Source organism: Mesorhizobium sp. P2_C5_2 (assembly GCF_056404535.1).
On the sequence record NZ_JBFUDV010000001.1, the window covers coordinates 542102 to 558725 of the forward strand.

General features: G+C 63.8%; 15 protein-coding genes. 7 read left to right on the plus strand and 8 right to left on the minus strand.

What is annotated here, in order from left to right:
• Positions 1 to 3 precede the first annotated feature (3 nt).
• The 4 genes from AC1D1B_RS02505 to AC1D1B_RS02520 all read right to left on the minus strand — a co-directional run bounded on the left by AC1D1B_RS02505 (position 4) and on the right by AC1D1B_RS02520 (position 4373).
• Positions 4 to 1263, minus strand: a complete 1260-nt coding sequence (locus AC1D1B_RS02505; protein WP_477329123.1) for a glycerate kinase type-2 family protein — start codon at positions 1261 to 1263, stop codon at positions 4 to 6.
• Complete coding sequence (locus AC1D1B_RS02510; RefSeq protein ID WP_477329124.1) at positions 1260 to 1763, minus strand: heme-degrading domain-containing protein; 504 nt, start codon at positions 1761 to 1763, stop codon at positions 1260 to 1262. The genes AC1D1B_RS02505 and AC1D1B_RS02510 overlap by 4 nt, the downstream gene beginning before the upstream one ends.
• A gap of 76 nt (positions 1764 to 1839) precedes the next feature.
• Positions 1840 to 3153, minus strand: coding sequence for a guanine deaminase (gene guaD, locus AC1D1B_RS02515; RefSeq protein WP_477329125.1), 1314 nt, complete (start codon positions 3151 to 3153; stop codon positions 1840 to 1842).
• A gap of 2 nt (positions 3154 to 3155) precedes the next feature.
• Entirely contained in the window at positions 3156 to 4373 is a 1218-nt protein-coding gene (locus AC1D1B_RS02520; RefSeq protein WP_477329126.1) for a urate hydroxylase PuuD, read from the minus strand.
• Between the two features lie 139 nt (positions 4374 to 4512).
• Here AC1D1B_RS02520 and AC1D1B_RS02525 point away from each other — a divergent pair, with 139 nt between their 5' ends.
• The 3 genes from AC1D1B_RS02525 to AC1D1B_RS02535 all read left to right on the plus strand — a co-directional run bounded on the left by AC1D1B_RS02525 (position 4513) and on the right by AC1D1B_RS02535 (position 7714).
• A complete protein-coding gene (locus AC1D1B_RS02525; RefSeq protein WP_477329127.1) occupies positions 4513 to 5433 on the plus strand; it encodes a LysR family transcriptional regulator in 921 nt (306 codons plus the stop codon).
• 101 nt (positions 5434 to 5534) lie between these two features.
• A complete protein-coding gene (locus AC1D1B_RS02530) occupies positions 5535 to 6467 on the plus strand; it encodes an LLM class flavin-dependent oxidoreductase (RefSeq protein ID WP_477329128.1) in 933 nt (310 codons plus the stop codon).
• Positions 6464 to 7714 carry an LLM class flavin-dependent oxidoreductase gene (locus AC1D1B_RS02535; RefSeq protein ID WP_477329129.1) on the plus strand — a complete coding sequence of 417 codons (1251 nt, stop codon included), beginning with the start codon at positions 6464 to 6466 and terminating at the stop codon, positions 7712 to 7714. The genes AC1D1B_RS02530 and AC1D1B_RS02535 overlap by 4 nt, the downstream gene beginning before the upstream one ends.
• Before the next feature lie 12 nt (positions 7715 to 7726).
• Here AC1D1B_RS02535 and xdhC read toward each other — a convergent pair whose 3' ends face one another.
• From xdhC to uraH, 4 genes are all read right to left on the minus strand, one after another.
• Positions 7727 to 8737 (minus strand): xanthine dehydrogenase accessory protein XdhC, encoded by a 1011-nt coding sequence (gene xdhC / locus AC1D1B_RS02540; protein ID WP_477329130.1) that lies wholly within the window; start codon positions 8735 to 8737, stop codon positions 7727 to 7729.
• A gap of 62 nt (positions 8738 to 8799) precedes the next feature.
• On the minus strand, positions 8800 to 11145 hold the full coding sequence (gene xdhB / locus AC1D1B_RS02545) for a xanthine dehydrogenase molybdopterin binding subunit (protein WP_477330511.1): 2346 nt from the start codon (positions 11143 to 11145) through the stop codon (positions 8800 to 8802).
• Positions 11145 to 12626 carry a xanthine dehydrogenase small subunit gene (gene xdhA / locus AC1D1B_RS02550; protein WP_477329131.1) on the minus strand — a complete coding sequence of 494 codons (1482 nt, stop codon included), beginning with the start codon at positions 12624 to 12626 and terminating at the stop codon, positions 11145 to 11147. The genes xdhB and xdhA overlap by 1 nt, the downstream gene beginning before the upstream one ends.
• A 3-nt stretch (positions 12627 to 12629) precedes the next feature.
• On the minus strand, positions 12630 to 13004 hold the full coding sequence (uraH, locus tag AC1D1B_RS02555) for a hydroxyisourate hydrolase (protein WP_477329132.1): 375 nt from the start codon (positions 13002 to 13004) through the stop codon (positions 12630 to 12632).
• Between the two features lie 182 nt (positions 13005 to 13186).
• Between uraH and puuE the strand changes: the two genes are divergently transcribed.
• Genes puuE through AC1D1B_RS02575 form a run of 4 tightly spaced genes read left to right on the plus strand, consistent with a single transcriptional unit; the run spans position 13187 to position 16583 of the window.
• On the plus strand, positions 13187 to 14605 hold the full coding sequence (gene puuE, locus AC1D1B_RS02560; RefSeq protein WP_477329133.1) for an allantoinase PuuE: 1419 nt from the start codon (positions 13187 to 13189) through the stop codon (positions 14603 to 14605).
• A gap of 27 nt (positions 14606 to 14632) precedes the next feature.
• The gene (locus AC1D1B_RS02565; protein WP_477329134.1) at positions 14633 to 15490 is read left to right on the plus strand and encodes a bifunctional allantoicase/(S)-ureidoglycine aminohydrolase; all 858 of its coding nucleotides are present in this window, start codon (positions 14633 to 14635) and stop codon (positions 15488 to 15490) included.
• Positions 15487 to 15990, plus strand: a complete 504-nt coding sequence (locus AC1D1B_RS02570) for an ureidoglycolate lyase (protein ID WP_477329135.1) — start codon at positions 15487 to 15489, stop codon at positions 15988 to 15990. The genes AC1D1B_RS02565 and AC1D1B_RS02570 overlap by 4 nt, the downstream gene beginning before the upstream one ends.
• Positions 15990 to 16583: a nucleoside deaminase gene (locus AC1D1B_RS02575; RefSeq protein ID WP_477329136.1), complete on the plus strand. Its 594-nt coding sequence runs from the start codon at positions 15990 to 15992 to the stop codon at positions 16581 to 16583. The genes AC1D1B_RS02570 and AC1D1B_RS02575 overlap by 1 nt, the downstream gene beginning before the upstream one ends.
• Positions 16584 to 16624 lie beyond the last annotated feature (41 nt).

Below are 16624 nucleotides of genomic sequence, written 5' to 3' on the forward strand. Positions count from 1 at the left end.
GACTCAGCGGATCAGAATCGCCCTCAAATCATTCACATTCGTGCCTGTAGGCCCAGGCACGAACAGGTCGCCGACGGCATTGAACGCCGTCCAAGCATTGTTCCCCGCCAGCATCGCCTTGGCATCGACGCCAGATGCACGCATGCGCGCCACGGTCGAGCCGTCGGCGAAGGCGCCGGCATTGTCTTCCGAACCGTCGATGCCGTCCGTGTCGGCGGCGAGTGCATGGATATTGTCCGCGCCGCCGATGGCGATGGCGAAGGCGAGCAGGAATTCCGAGTTGCGGCCGCCCTTGCCCTTGGCACGCAAGGTCACCGTTGTTTCGCCGCCCGACAGGATCAGCACCGGCTTCTGGAACGGCCGGTTGCGCGTCGCCACTTCGCGCGCAATCGCGGCATGCACGCCGCCGACCTCGCGCGCCTCGCCCTCGATGGAATCGGAAAGGATGACGGCTTCGATGCCTTGCCGTTTTGCCTCGGCGGCTGCCGCTTCCAGCGACACGCCAGCCGAAGCGATCAGGTGCACTTCATTGCCGGCAAAGCGCGGATCATCGGGGCGCGGCGCATCGGCGGTCGGCGAATTGATATGCGCCATGACGGCGTCGGGCAGTTTCATGCCATAGGCCACTATCGAGGCCAGCGCATCGGCGCGGCTGCCGGTGTCGGGGACGGTCGGGCCGGAGGCCACCAGGGCCGGATTGTCGCCGGGAATGTCGGAGACCACCAGCGACACCACTTTGGCCGGCCAGGCGGCTGCGGCCAGCCGGCCGCCCTTGATGGTCGAGACATGCTTGCGAATGGTGTTCATGGCCGCGATCGGCGCACCGGAAGCGAGCAGCGCCTCGTTGACGGCGATCTCGTCGGCCAGCGTCAGACCGGCGGCAGGCGATGGCAACAGCGCCGAGCCGCCGCCGGAGATCAGTGCCACGACCAGATCGTCAGCCGTCAGCCCCTGCACCTTCTCGAGCAGGCGCCGCGAGGCCTCAAGCCCGGCTGCGTCCGGCACCGGATGCGCCGCTTCGATGATCTCGATGCGCTCGCATTTGGCGCCATAGCCATAGCGGGTGACGACCAGCCCTTCGATCGGGCCATCCCACGCCTTCTCGAAAGCTGCCGCCATCTGTGCCGAACCCTTTCCGGCGCCGATGACGATGGTGCGGCCCTTGGGCCTGGCCGGTAGATGATCCCTGATCGTCCGCTCCGGATCGGCGGCAGCGAGAGCGGCATTGAAGATCGAAATGAGGAAAGGCTTGGGGTCGGTCATTTTGTTTCCGGCGGCAGAGCCAGTTTGTGCGCGTCGACGCCCAGATGCTTGCAGATCGCCTCGACGACGACGCCGTGGTCGTCACGCTCCGGCAGGCCCGAGACCGTAATCGCGCCGATGACGCCGGCGCCCTTGACCGTCACCGGGAAGCCGCCGCCGGCCAACACGTAGTCCGCTATATCCAAACCCTCGCCGACCTTGAAGGTGCGGTCGGGGCGCTGCTGTTCCAGCACCAGGCGATAGGTGCTTTTGAGGTAACGCTTGACCACGTTGATCTTGCGCCGCGCCCAATCCGGATTGGAGGCGTTCGAACCGGGCATCGCGGCATAGAACAGCGGCCGATCCCACAACCTGATGTCGACGATGATGGGCATGGCTTCGGCCAGCGCCCGCTCACGGATCGCCGCGCCGATCTTGAAGGCGACGGCCTCGTCGAAGGCCGGGAAGACCAGCGTCTCTTCCTGTTTCTGGATCAGAGCGATGTCGTCCGCAGCGGTCATGTCGTTCCCCTGTCAATGTCGCCGCACGGTTTGACCGATGGCCGCCGCCGGGTCAAGCAAGGACGGCATGGGAAGCCTAGCTGGCCATGTCGCTCTTGGCCGGCCGCCCGGCGACATAGACTTCGCGCACCGCGCGGTCGTCGCCCAGCGTCTGCAGCAGGAACAGCTCTTCGGCCAGCGTCTCCACAGTTTCCATCCGTAGCCGCATCGCCGGGGTGGCGCGGGCGTCGAGCACGGTGATGTCCGCGTCGGTGCCTTCATCGAGCGTGCCGACCTTCTCCGCCACCGACAACGCCTCGGCATTGCCGCGCGTCAGCTGCCAAAAGGACTGGAACGGGTTCAGCTTCTCGCCGTTCAGCGCGATCACCTTGTAGCCTTCGTCCATGGTACGCAGCATCGAATAATTGGTGCCGCCGCCGACATCGGTAGCGGCGGCAATGCGCAGCGGCTTGTCGCGGCGGCGAAAGCGCTGGTAGTCGAACAGGCCGGAACCGAGAAACAGGTTCGAGGTCGGGCAGAACACCGCCACCGAGCCTGAGTCGGATAGCGCATCCGCTTCGCGCTCCGACAGATGGATGCAGTGGCCGAACAGGCTCTTTGGCCCCAACAACCCGTACTGCTCGTAGACGTCGGTATAGTCGCGCGCCTGCGGATAGAGCTGTTGGGTGAACGCGATTTCGGCGTGGTTTTCCGACAAATGTGTCTGCATGTGCAGGTCAGGATGCTCGCGGCAGAGCGCGCCGGCCATTTCCAGCTGCTCCGGCGAAGAGGTGATGGCGAAGCGCGGCGTGATCGCATAGTGCTGGCGCCCCTTGCCATGCCATTCCGCAATCAGCGCCTTGGTGTCGTCATAGCCGGATTGCGGCGTGTCGAGCACGCCTGCCGGCGCATTGCGATCCATCATCACCTTGCCGGCGATGTTGAGCATGTTGCGGTCATGCGACTCGGCGAAGAAGGCTTCGGCCGAGGCCTTGTGAACGGAACAATAGGCGGCGACCGTCGTCGTGCCGTGGCGCACCATTTCGTCGAGGAACAGCCGGGCGATGCGGCGGCCGTGCTGGGCATTGGCGAATTTGGTCTCTTCGGGAAAGGTGTAGGTGTTCAACCAGTCGAGCAGCTCGGCGCCATAAGAGGCGATGATCTGCATCTGCGGGAAATGCACATGCGCGTCGATGAAGCCCGGCAGCAGCAGATGCGGCCGATGGTCGATTTTCTTTACGCCCTCGCCGGCCTGTTTCTCGACTTGCGCATAGGCGCCGGCCGCTATGATCCGGCCGTCGCGGATCAGCAGGCCGCCATCCTCCTCGTAGCGCCAGGCGGCATGGTCGTCGATTGCTTCGGGCCAGCGCAAAAAGCTCAGCGTGCGGCCGCGCAGAAGTGTGGAGGTCATGCTTATTTCCCTGCGCCTTCGAACCAAGCGACCAGCAGCGCCCGCTCCTTGTCGCTGATCTGGGTGATGTTGGCCGGCGGCATGGCGTGGCTGCGCCCGGCCTGCAGGTAGATCTCGCGCGCATGCTCGGCGATGCCGGCATCGGTGTCGAGCATCACACCTTTCGGCGCATGATAGATGCCTTCATAGACCGGCTCGGCCGCGTGGCACATCGAGCAGCGGCCGAGCACGGTGTCGCGCACCGCCGGGAAATGCGAAGACGCAATGTAGACCTCGGCTGCGGCGGACGCCTTGGGTTCGCCAGTCAGTATCTTCGGCGCCGTCGACAGCCAGATGATGATAACGAACAGCACCGTAGCCGCCATCCAGGTCCAGTGCGGGTTGCCGGCACGCTTGTGCACGGTGTTGAAATAGTGCCGGATCAAGACGCCGATGATGAACACCAGCGAGGCGATGACCCAGTTGAACTCTGTGCCGAACGCCAGCGGATAGTGGTTCGACAGCATCAGGAACAGCACGGGTAGGGTCAGGTAATTGTTGTGCAGCGAGCGCTGCTTGGCGATCTTGCCGTATTTCGGATCGGGCTTGCGGCCGGCGATGAGGTCGGCAACGACGATCTTTTGGTTTGGAATGATCACCATGAAGACATTGGCCGACATGATCGTGGCGGTGATGGCGCCGAGATGCAGGAAGGCGGCGCGGCCGGTGAACAGATGCGTCAGCCCCCAGGCGATGAACACCAGCACGCCATAGAGCACCAGCATCAGCCCGGTGTCGCTTTTGCCGAGCGGCGAGCGGCACAGCAGATCATAGACCACCCAGCCGACGCCGATCGTGGCCATCGACAGCAGGATGCCGACGGGCACCGACATGGGCAGCACGTTGGGATCGATCAGGAACAGGTCGGCGCCGGCATAGTAGACCACGCACAACATGGCGAAGCCGGACAGCCAGGTGGCGTAGGATTCCCATTTGAACCAGGTCAGGTGCTCGGGCATTTCAGCCGGCGCCACCAGATATTTCTGGATGTGGTAGAAGCCACCGCCATGCACTTGCCATTCCTCGCCAAAGGCGCCGACCGGCATGCCGGGACGCTGGCGCAGGCCGAGATCGAGCGCGACGAAGTAGAAGGACGAGCCGATCCAGGCAATGCCGGTGACGACGTGCAGCCAGCGCACGGCAAAACTCAGCCAGTCCCAGAAAATCGCGAAATCCATCATTTGAAATCGTCCCTGCCGATTGGCTGACTTTACGGTGTGGCGCGCAAACGAAAAGAGGCGAGGTGTACGATGACTTTCAAAAAAAAATGGAAAATAGTAGGTTGATCCCACGCAGCCGTTTGAGAGCCACGAAAATCTTATGGCCTATCTCGACAACATCGCCGTCTTCGTCCGTGTCGTCGAGCTTGGCAATCTGTCGGCGGCGGGCCGCGACATGCGAATCTCACCTGCGGTCGCTTCCAACCGCATCAAGGAGCTGGAAAAACACCTTGGCGTGCGGCTGTTCAATCGCACGACGCGGCAATTGATGCCGACCGAACATGGCAATGTCTTTTATTCCGGCGCCAAACAGGTGCTGGAAGCGATCACCGAGGCGGAAGCCGCGGTCTCGGCGCTCTCCGGCCAGCCGCGCGGCACCATCCGGGTGACGGCGCCGCTCGGTCTCGGCCGCCGGCTGGTGGCCTCGGGTATTCCGGATTTTCACGACAAATACCCCGATATCGAGGTGCGGCTCAGGCTCTCGGACCACAACATCGATATCATGAAGGAAGGCATCGACGTCGCCTTCAAGCTCGGCATCATCGAGGATTCCAGCTTGCGAATGCGCGGCATCATGGAATGCGAGCGCGTGCTGGTCGCGGCGCCGAAATATCTGGAGGCGCGCGGCGAACCCCTGGAGCCGCAGGAGCTGATCGGCAAGAAGCATGACTGCCTGATGCTGCGCTATTCCGGCGCGCGCGAATATGTCTGGACGCTGCAAACGCCGTCCGGCCCGCAGAAATTCGAGGTGCACGGCCCCTATGACACCGACGATGGCGACGTGCTGACCGGCTGGGCGCTGTCGGGGCGCGGCATCATCAACAAGCCGCGCTTCGAGGTTGAGCCGTTCATCCGCGACCGCCGACTGCAGGTCATCCTGGCCAGCACGCCGCCGACGCCGGTGCAGTTCGCTGCCGTCTATCCGCACAAGAAGCTGCAGGATCCGAAGGTGCGGCTGCTGCTCGACTTCATGGCCGAGCGCTGCCAGCGGCTGATCAAGGATTTGCTGGCCGGCAAGTGATGGGCCGTTGGCCCAGTCGCAAGGGTTGCCTTACACGCAGGCGACCTTAGGCTTGCATGCTCCGCCTCGATGGCCCCGCGCCGACTGACAAGCAAACCACAATGCATCTCGCCGTTTCGCTCAACATTGCTTCCGGGCAGCCGCTCGCGTTCGGCGACCTCGCCGATTTTGCCAACCAGGCGGAAGCGGCCGGGCTGGACATGATTGTCCTCGACGACTCCGCGCCGGACAGCGCCGGATCGAAGAGCCCTTTCGAGGCGACGACCCTGCTGGCGGCGCTGGCAGCGGTGACGAACAGGATCGGCCTCGTTGCCTCCGCATCGACCGTCGCCCATCAGCCCTACAATCTGGCGCGCCGTTTTGCTTCGCTCGACATCATCAGCCATGGCCGCGCAGGCTGGCACGCGACCATGGCGCAGGCGCCACGCGACGCCGCCAATTTCAGTCGGCCGGATGGTTTTTCCGAAGCCGATTTCCGCCGTCGTACCGAAGAATATATCGGCATCGTTCAAGGCCTATGGCAGGGTTGGGATGCGGATGCGCTGCTGTTCGACAAGACCGGCGGCCGCTTCCACGATCCCGGCAGGATGCATCTCCTCGACCACAAGGGCGAGTTCTTCTCGGTGCGCGGTCCGCTGAACGTTGCGCGCTCGCCGCAGGATAGCCCGGTGCTGGTGCTGTCCGAGGCCGATCTGGATATTGCGGCCCGGACCGCCGATGTCATCCTGCTCGACGAGGTTAAGGACGCCAAGGCGCGCTACGACGACCTGAAGCGGCGCGTTGCAGCCTGCGGACGCGATCCGGATGCGGTCAAGTTGCTGCTGACTGTTGGTGCCGATGTCGCAGCCGACAGCCTCGAGGCGTCGTTCCGGTCGCAAAGCTGCGACGGGTTCAACATCGCGATGTCGCCCTCCGCGCTCGAGGGCTTCTTCGGCCGCGTGCTGCCGGTTCTGCAGCGGCGCGATCTGGTTCGGGCGGAATATCCCGGCACGACATTGCGCTCGCATCTCGGACTTGCCGGAGGTGCGCAATGACCCGCCAGATGAAGCTCGGCGCCTTCCTGTGGGCGACGGGGCACCACATCGCCGCCTGGCGCCATCCCAAGGCGCATGTGACAGCGGGCATCGACATTGACCATTACATCCGGCTGGCGCGCACGGCGGAAGCGGCGAAGTTCGACATGGTGTTCTGCGAGGACGCCGCCGGCCTGCGCGAAGCCAATGTCGGCATCGCCAGCCAGACCTCGCGCTCGATCGGCTTCGAGCCGATCAGCCTGTTGTCGGCGCTCGCCGTGCAGACCAGCCGCATCGGCCTCGTCTCGACGGCCTCGACCAGCTACAACGAGCCCTACGGCCTGGCGCGCACCTTCCTGTCGCTCGACCAGCTGAGCGGCGGCCGCGCCGGCTGGAATCTGGTGACATCAGCGAGCCCCATCGAAGCCGCCAATTTCGGTGCGACCGGTCTCAAGCCTCATGCCGACCGCTATGAGCGGGCGCGTGAGTTCGCCGAGGTGGTATCAGGACTTTGGCAAGGCGGCGGCTTTCACGGCCATGACGGCCAGAGCTTTTCGGTGCGCGATCCGCTCGACCTGCCGCGCTCGCCGCAGGGCGCGCCGGTGATGGTCCAGGCCGGCGCCTCGGATGTCGGCCGCGACCTTGCTGCCCGCACCGCCGATGTGGTGTTCACTGCAGCGCAGACTTTCGAGGAAGCGAAAGCCTTTTATGACGATCTCAAAGGCCGCATGGCGACCTATGGGCGCGAGCCCGACGACATCAAGATCATGCCTGGTGTGTCGCCCGTGGTGGCGGAAACCGAGGCAGAAGCGCGGGAGAAACACGAGGAATTGCAGGCGCTGATTCCCGACGATGTCGGCGTCGCGCTGCTGTCCAGCTATCTCAGCATCTCCGACCTCGGGCGCTATCCGATCGACGGGCCGATGCCGGAATTGCCGGAGACAGAGGGGATGAAGAGTCGGCAGGCGCTGGTCGTCGAACAGTCGCGCCGCGACGGCCTTTCGATCCGCGAGCTTGCCCGTCACTTCGCCGGCGCACGCGGCCATTGGCGTATCGTCGGGACAGCCGCCCAGGTCGCCGATGAGCTGCAAGCACGGTTCGAAGGCGGCGGCGCCGACGGCTTCAACGTCATGCCGTCCTGGTTCCCCGGCGAACTCGATGCCTTTTGCGACCTCGTGGTGCCGGAACTGCAGCGACGCGGGTTGTTCCGCCGGGAGTACCAGGGCAGCACCTTGCGCGAGCATCTGGGTTTGAAGCGGCCGGCCTAGCTGCGGCGAAGCTTAGCCGGCCATCGCCTTGTCCTGTGAGACCTGCTGTTCGGCATTCGAGACAGCGTTGTGAACGACCAGCGCCGTCATGACCTCGGCAGCAGCAAGCGCCGCAATGACGGGCGGGCGCTTGTCTTTGACCGCATCGCCACCGATTGGCGAGACGAGGCGGGCGAACTCTGTTTTGGAGCCATCCGCCGATTTCAGGAACCAGTGCTTGAACGTCGCCTTTTTGGTCTTCGAGCCGATCATGCCGACATAGGCCGCGTCGTCGCGCTTCAACGCTTCGGCAACGATCAGGAAATCCAGCGCGTGATCATGGGTGAGGATGGCGAAGGCGGTGCCGGCGGGGGCGTTGCGCACCTCGGCTTCGGGCATTGGTGTCAGCCGCGTTTCGACGGTTTCCGGCATGCCTTCCAGCGCCTCGGCCCGCGTCTCGATGACGACGCCGTGAACCGGCAGCAGCGCGATGGTCGAGGCCAGCGCTTGGCCGACATGGCCGCCGCCGAAGATGTAGACATGCGGCAGATGTGCTTCCTCGGCTTCCGCCGCCGTAACCAGTTCGGCTGCAAGCGCGGTATCGACGAGCCGGATCAAGACTTCGACGCGCCCACCGCAACATTGGCCGATTTCGGGGCCTAGCGGCACATCGAGCGTGGCGCAGACTTCATCGACCTCGATACGGGTTCCCCTCCCCCTCGAGGGGAGGGTGGCGGCGGAGCCGCCGGGTGGGGTCGTTGCGGCAGTGCGCGACGCCCTTGCGGTGCCCTCTGAGAGGACCCCCTCTGGCCGCTTCGCGGCCATCTCCCCCTCGAGGGGGGAGAAAAGCATCTGCCTGGCTTTGTCGATCGCCATATACTCGAGCTGGCCGCCGCCGATCGTGCCGAAAATCGCTGATGCCGAGACGAGCATAAACGCGCCCTTCTCGCGTGGCGTCGAGCCTTTGGTGCCCGCCACTTCGGCCAAAGCAAGCCGGCCGGCGCTGCCGAGAAAAGCTTTCAGGCTTTGCACTTTCGAGTTCATGTTCCAGCTTCCCGGATGGGAAATATAGCGGTTTCAAGCGTGATTTGCACGTTCTGGCTCGCTCACGCCGGGTTTCCGGCTCTCAACCGCTCGATCGCCATCAGCACGCGTTCCGGCGTCGCCGGCGCGTCGAGGCGTGGACAGACCTTGTGGTCGGCAACGCTGGCCACCGCATCGGACAGTGCATGCAGCACCGACATGCCGAGCGGGAAGGGCGGCTCGCCAACCGCCTTGGAACGGTGCACCGTCGGCTCGTTGGCCTCCGGCCAGTCGGCCAGCGTGACGTTGAAGATCTTCGGCCGGTCGGACGCGAGCGGGATTTTGTAGGTCGACGGCGCGTGGGTGCGCAGCCGGCCCTTGTCGTCCCACCATAGTTCTTCCGTGGTCAGCCAGCCCATGCCCTGGATGAAGCCGCCCTCGATCTGGCCAAGGTCGATGGCGCGGTTCAGCGAGCGGCCGGTGTCATGCAAGATGTCGGTGCGCTCGACCACATATTCGCCGGTCAGCGTGTCGACCGAGACTTCCGAGCACGAGGCGCCATAGGCGAAATAATAGAACGGACGGCCCTCGCCCTTGTCGCGGTTCCAGTGGATTTTCGGCGTCTTGTAAAAACCCGCCGCCGACAGCTGGATGCGCGCCATATAGGCCTGCTTGATCAGGTCGGCGAAAGCGATCTCCTGATTGCCGATGCGCACCCGGTTGGGAAGGAACAGCACCTGGTCGCGCGGCACCTGGTATTTTTCAGCGGCGAAATCGGTCAGCCGGTCCTTGATCTGGCGGGCGCCGTTCTGCGCTGCCATACCGTTGAGGTCGGTGCCGGACGAGGCCGCGGTGGCCGAAGTGTTCGGCACCTTGCCGGTGGTCGTCGCGGTGATCTTGACCTGGTCGAGGTCGATCTGGAACTCTTCCGCCACCACCTGCGCCACCTTGACGTAAAGGCCTTGCCCCATCTCGGTGCCGCCATGGTTCAGATGCACCGAACCGTCGGTGTAGACATGCACCAGCGCGCCGGCCTGATTGTAGTGGGTGGCGGTGAACGAGATGCCGAATTTCACCGGCGTCAGCGCCAGGCCACGCTTGATGAAGCGGCTGTTGGCGTTGAAAGCCTGGATGATGCGGCGGCGGCTTGCATAGTCGGCACTCGCCTCCAGCTCGGCGACGATGCGGTGGATGATGTTGTCCTCGACCGTCTGGTGGTAGGGCGTGACGTTGCGATCGCTGGTGCCGTAAAAGTTCTGCTTGCGGATCTCGAGCGGATCCTTGCCGACGGCAAAGGCGACCTCGTCGATGACGCGTTCGGCGCCGACCATGCCTTGCGGACCGCCGAAGCCGCGAAACGCCGTGTTCGACACGGTGTTGGTGTAGAGCGGCGCCGACTGCGCATGCACCGCAGGCCAGAAATAGGTGTTGTCGCAGTGGAACAGCGCGCGGTCGGTGACCGGGCCTGAGAGGTCCGACGAGAAGCCGCAGCGCGCTGCGAACATGAAGTCGACGCCAAGAATGTTACCGTCGTCGTCGAAGCCGACCTCGTAGTCGACGAGGAAGTCGTGGCGCTTGCCGGTGGCAATCATGTCGTCGTCACGGTCGGGCCGGATCTTTACGGCGCGATGGTGTTTCTTCGCGGCAATCGCCGCCAGGGCGGCAAACTGGTTGCCTTGCGTCTCCTTGCCGCCAAAGCCGCCGCCCATGCGGCGGATTTCCACCGTGATAGCGTTGCTCGGCACGCCCAGCGCATGGCTGACCATATGCTGCACTTCGCTCGGATGCTGGGTCGAGGAATAGATGGTGACGTCCTGGTCCTCACCGGGAATGGCCATGGCGATATGGCCTTCGAGATAAAAATGCTCCTGGCCGCCGATGCGTATCTTGCCCTTCAGCCGGCGCGGCGCCGCCTTGATCGCGGCAGCGGCATCGCCGCGCTTCAAGGTCAGCGGCGGCGTGACCAGTCTGTCCTTGCGCGGGTCGAGGTCGCCAATATCGGTGACGAACGGCAATTGACTGTATTCGACCTTGGCCAGTCGCGTGGCGCGGCGTGCCTCCTCGCGCGTCCTGGCAATGACGCAGAAGATCGGCTGGCCGTAAAACTGCACCTTGTCGTCGGCCAGCACCGGCTCGTCGTGGCGGCCGGTCGGTGAGATGTCATTCTCGCCCGGAACATCCTTGGCCGTCAGCACGTCAACGACGCCCGGCGCGGCGCGCACCGCCGACAGGTCCATTTTGGTGATCGTCGCATGCGTCGCCGTGGACAGGCCGAGGCAGCCATGCAGCATGCCTGCCGGTTCCGGCAGATCGTCGATGTAAACGGCGGTGCCGCTGACATGCTTGTGCGCGGAATCATGGCGCTGGTCGGTGGCAACGCCGCCTGAGATTTTTTGCGCCTTGAGGTTGGGGGAAGCGTGCTTGTTCATCATGCCGCCTCGTTTCGTGACACCTGGAACGGCGCCTTGCTGCCGCTGGTCTCGGCAAAGAAGCGCAGCAAAAGGTTCTTGGCCGCCAGTGCTCGGTATTCGGCCGAAGCTCGCATATCGGTCAGCGGGGTGAAATCGCCGGCATATTCGGCCATCGCCGCTTCCACCGTCGCCTCCGTCCACGGCTTGCCGAGCAGCGCCTTTTCGACGCCGAAAGCCCGCTTCGGTGTCGCTGCCATGCCGCCATAGGCGATGCATATGTCAGCCACAGTGCCATCCTTGGCCAGATCGAGGAAAAAGGCGCCGAGGGCTGCGGTGATGTCCTCGTCGCGGCGCTTGGTGATCTTGTAGACGGCAAACTTTGTGCCCTTAGTCGGCACAGGAACATGCACAGCCTCGACGAATTCGCCCGGCTGCCGGTCCTGTTTGCCATAGGCGATAAAGAAGTTCTCCAGCGGGATGGTGCGCCGCTTCTTGCCCCGGCGCATTGTCAGCTGCGCGCCGAGCGCGATCAGGGGCGGCGGCGTATCGCCGATCGGCGAGCCATTGGCGATGTTGCCGCCGATGGTGCCCATATTGCGCACCTGTTCGCCGCCGATGCGGTCGAACAACGGACCGAGCGCCGGGATACGCTTCGCCAGCGTCGCGAAGGCGTCCGTGTAGGTGACGCCGGCGCCGATGGTGATGACGTCATTGTCTTCGGAAATCGCGCACAGCCCGTCGAGATTGCCGATGAAGACCACCGGTGAAATGTCACGCATATGCTTGGTGACCCACAGGCCAACATCGGTCGAGCCGGCGACAACCGTGGCGCCGGGCTCCTTGTCCAGCACGGCGGCAAAATCGTCGACGTTGGCCGGCACGACCAGTCGCTGCTTGCCCGTGCCGATTTCGACACGCGAGCCGTCATGCATGGCCTGGAGTCTTGCCGTGATCGCCTTGCGCTCGGCCGCCAGCGGATCCTTTGCCGCCTTGCCGTAGCTGGAGATGGCGCGCGCGGCGCGTATGATCGCCTCGTAGCCGGTGCAGCGGCAGAGATTGCCTTGCAGCGCCTTTTCGATCGCTGCATTCGACGGGTCGGGCGACTTCATCCACAGGCCGTAAAGCGACATGACAAAGCCCGGCGTGCAGAAGCCGCATTGCGAACCGTGGAAATCGACCATCGCCTGCTGCACTGGATGCAACTGGTCGGGCGCGCCGCGCAGATGCTCGACGGTCACGACATGGGTGCCGTCGAGCGAGCCGAGGAAACGGATGCAGGCATTGACGCTTTCATAGACCAGCTTGCCGGCCGAGAGTTTGCCGACCAGCACGGTGCAGGCGCCGCAATCGCCCTCGGCGCAGCCTTCCTTGGTGCCGCGCAGCGAGCGGTCGAGCCGCAGCCAATCGAGCAAGGTCGCGTCTGGCGCCATTGATGGCAGCGCAACATCCCTGCCATTGAGGATGAAACGGATCTCGTTGCGGATGGTGACTTTGGCCATGCGTCAGCTCCCCCTGTAAGTCGAGTAGCCATAAGGAGAGATAAGCAATGGCACGTGATAATGCACTGTCGCAGCCATGCCGAAGCGGATTGGCACGGTATCGAGGAAGGCCGGTTTCGGCAGGTTTGTTCCCTGGCCGCGCAGATAGTCGCCGGCCGCGAAGATCAGTTCGTACTCGCCGGTGCGAAACTCCGCCCCTGCCAGCAGCGGCGCATCGCAGCGGCCGTCGGCATTTGTGACAACGGTCTTCAGATGTGTCCGCTCGTCGCCCTCAAGATGATAGAGCGCGATCGACAGGCCCGCCGCCGGCTTGCCGGTCGCGGTGTCGAGCACATGCGTCGTCAGACGTCCGCCATCGGCTTTCGACGTTTCTGCCACCCGCGCCTCCCATCTCGGTACAATCGAACAAAGCAATGAATTGTGCGCCAATTAAAGGCGATGCATAAGTCCCGGTCGAGCGGAGCGGCACAAAAACACTTTCAAAAATTTCGGGGGAATGCGCAGGCAGTCCTTTCGACTATCCTGATGACAACTTCCGGCAGCGTCCGGCAGGAGGGGCAATGCGTTACTCTAGAGACATGCGCGGCTACGGAGCCAATCCGCCGGATCCGAAATGGCCCGGCGGCGCGCATGTAGCCGTGCAATTCGTCGTCAACTACGAGGAAGGTGGCGAGAACTGCGTGCTGCACGGTGACAAGGCATCGGAAGCCTTCCTGTCGGAAATCGTCGGCGCGGCGCCCTGGATAGGCCAGCGCCACTGGAACATGGAATCGATCTACGAATATGGCGCACGCGCCGGCTTCTGGCGGCTGCTGCGCCTGTTCAGCGAGGCTGACGTGCCTGTGACCTGCTACGGCGTCGCCACCGCCCTTGCCCGCTCGCCCGACCAGGTGGCGGCGATGCAGGAGGCCGGCTGGGAGATGGCCTCGCACGGGCTGAAATGGATCGACTACCGCGATCACAGTGCCGAGGATGAGCGCCGCGACCTCGAAGCGGCGATCAAGCTGCACTATGAGGTGACCGGGCAGCGCCCGACCGGCTGGTACACCGGCCGCACGTCGGTCAACACGGTGCGGCTGGTCGCAGAAGAAGGCGGTTTCGACTATGTGTCGGACACTTATGACGACGAACTGCCCTACTGGTTCGAGCACAGTGGCGGCACGCAGCTCGTCATCCCCTACACGCTCGACGCCAACGACATGCGCTTCGCCACGCCGCAAGGGTTCAATTCGGGCGATCAGTTCTTTGCCTATTTGAAAGACAGTTTCGACACGCTTTACGCCGAAGGTAAAGCGGGCCGGCCGCGCATGATGAATATCGGCCTGCATTGCCGCCTCGTCGGACGTCCAGGCCGGGTGGCGGCACTGAAGCGCTTCGTCGATTATGTCAAATCGCACGACAAGGTCTGGCTGGCGCGGCGCATCGATATCGCCCGGCACTGGCAGGAGACCCATCCCTACAAGCCGGCGGCGCTCAAGCCGTCGAAGATGGAGTTCGAGACCTTCGTCCACACGTTCGGCGGCGTGTTCGAGCATTCGCCGTGGATTGCCGAACGCGCCTACGAACTGGAGCTTGGACCGGCGCATGACAGTGCCGGCGGCCTGCACAATGCGCTGTGCCGCGTCTTCCGTGCCGCCAGCGAGACCGAACGGCTCGGCGTGCTCAACGCCCATCCCGACCTCGCCGGCAAGCTGGCCAAGGCGAGACGCCTGACGGCGGAATCGACCCGCGAGCAGGCTTCCGCCGGCCTCGACGCCTTGACCGACAAGGAGCGCGAGCTGTTCTCCAAGCTCAACGCCGCTTACGTCACCACCTTCGGCTTCCCTTTCATCATCGCGGTGCGGGGCAAGACCAAGGAGGAAATCCTCGCCGAGTTCGAGGCGCGCATCGGCAACAGTCGTGGCGTCGAACTCGATACCGCCTGCAAACAGGTCGAGCGCATCGCGCTGCTCCGCCTGAAAGACATGCTCCCGCTCTAATGACTGAGGGGTCAGGACCCAATGGATATGATCAAGACTGACCAGAAAACCTACTATGCGCCGCATGGCGGCCATCCCGGCCAAAATGAGCTTTTGACCGGCCGCGCCGTCTTCACCGAGGCCTATGCCGTCATCCCGAAGGGGGTGATGCAGGACATCGTCACCAGCCCCCTGCCGTTCTGGGACAAGACCAGAGCCTGGATCATCGCCAGGCCGCTGTCGGGTTTCGCGGAGACATTTTCGCAATATATCGTCGAGGTTTTGCCCGGCGGCGGCAGCGAACGGCCGGAGCCGGACGCCGGCGCCGAGGGCGTGCTGTTCGTGGTCGAGGGCGCGTTGACTGTTTCGCTCGCCGGCAAGAAGCACGTGCTTCAAGCCGGCGGCTTTGCCTTCCTGCCGCCCGCCAGCGGCTGGACGGTGCACAACGAAGGTCGCGATGCAGTGCGCTTCCACTGGATCAGGAAGGCCTATGAGGTCGTCGATGGCATCGACGCGCCGGAAGCCCTGTTCAGCAGTGACCAGCAAGTGGAGCCGGCGCCCATGGCCGGCACCGAGGGCCGCTGGGCGACGACGCGCTTCGTCGATCCGGCCGACATGCGCCATGACATGCATGTCACCATCGTCACGCTCGAGCCCGGCGCCGTCATTCCGTTCGCCGAGACGCATGTGATGGAACACGGGCTCTATGTGCTGGAGGGCAAGGCGGTCTACCGCCTCAACCAGGACTGGGTCGAGGTCGAGGCCGGCGACTTCATGTGGCTTCGCGCCTTCTGCCCGCAGGCGTGCTACGCCGGCGGCCCCGGCAAATTCCGCTATCTGCTCTACAAGGACGTCAACCGACACGCCAAGCTCGGCGGGGCGGGCATTGGCGGTCGCGCGCGGTGAGCCGCATCGTTGCGCGGCCGCTGACCCGTGAAAGCTTTGCCGGCTTCGGCGACGTCATCGACATGGGCGGCGACAATCACTACCCGATCAATGGCGGCAAGACCGAGCGCTACCACGATCTTGCCACGGCTGACGCCGCAGGTCCGAATGCCCGCGTACTGATCTCGATGGCGCGCGGCATGCCTTACGAACTGCCGCTGAAACTGACCATGGTCGAGCGCCACCCGTTCGGCAGCCAGGCCTTCATTCCGCTGTCGCCGCGGCCGTTCCTGGTCGTCGTCTGCCATGACGGCAAGGATGGTCCGGGCGAGCCGCATGCGTTCATCACCGCGACCGGCCAAGGCATCAACTATCCGCGCAATCTCTGGCATGGCGTGCTGACGCCGCTCGGCGATGCCCAGGATTTCGTCATTGTCGACCGTGGCGGCGATGGCTCCAACCTCGAAGAATTCCATTTTTCGCACCCCTACGAAATCCATCTCCCCGACGAGAACCATTAATGACCGAAATATCGCTGATCGACCGCCTGCTCGATGTCATCGAGCAAGACATCGTGCCGAAGACAGAAGAAGGCGTGGCCCATGGCAACAAGCTGTTCGGCGCCGCGATCCTGCGCAAGGGCGACCATTCCCTGGTACTGGCCGAAACCAACAATGAGATGGAAAACCCGCTCTGGCATGGCGAAGTGCACTGCCTGAAGCGTTTTTATGAAATGCCCAAGGCCGAGCGTGTCGACACCAAGGATGCCATCTTCATCGCCACGCACGAGCCTTGCTCGCTCTGCCTGTCGGCGATCACCTGGACCGGCTTCGACAATTTCTACTACCTCTTCAGCCACGAGGATTCGCGCGACAGTTTCGCCATCCCGCATGATCTGAAAATCCTGAAAGAGGTCTTCACCCTCGACCCCGGCGGCTACAATGCCGAGAACGCCTATTGGAAGAGTTTTTCCATACGCAGGCTGGTGCGGGCTTTGCCCGAGGCCGAGCGCGGCCGGTTGGAGGCGCGCATCGGTAAGATCTCGGCGCGCTACGATGAACTGTCCGGCGCTTATCAGGACAGCAAGGCCGAGAACGATATCCCTCTGAACTGAGGTCGTGAGGTAGGCGCTGGCCAGGTCGCATTTTTCGCTGC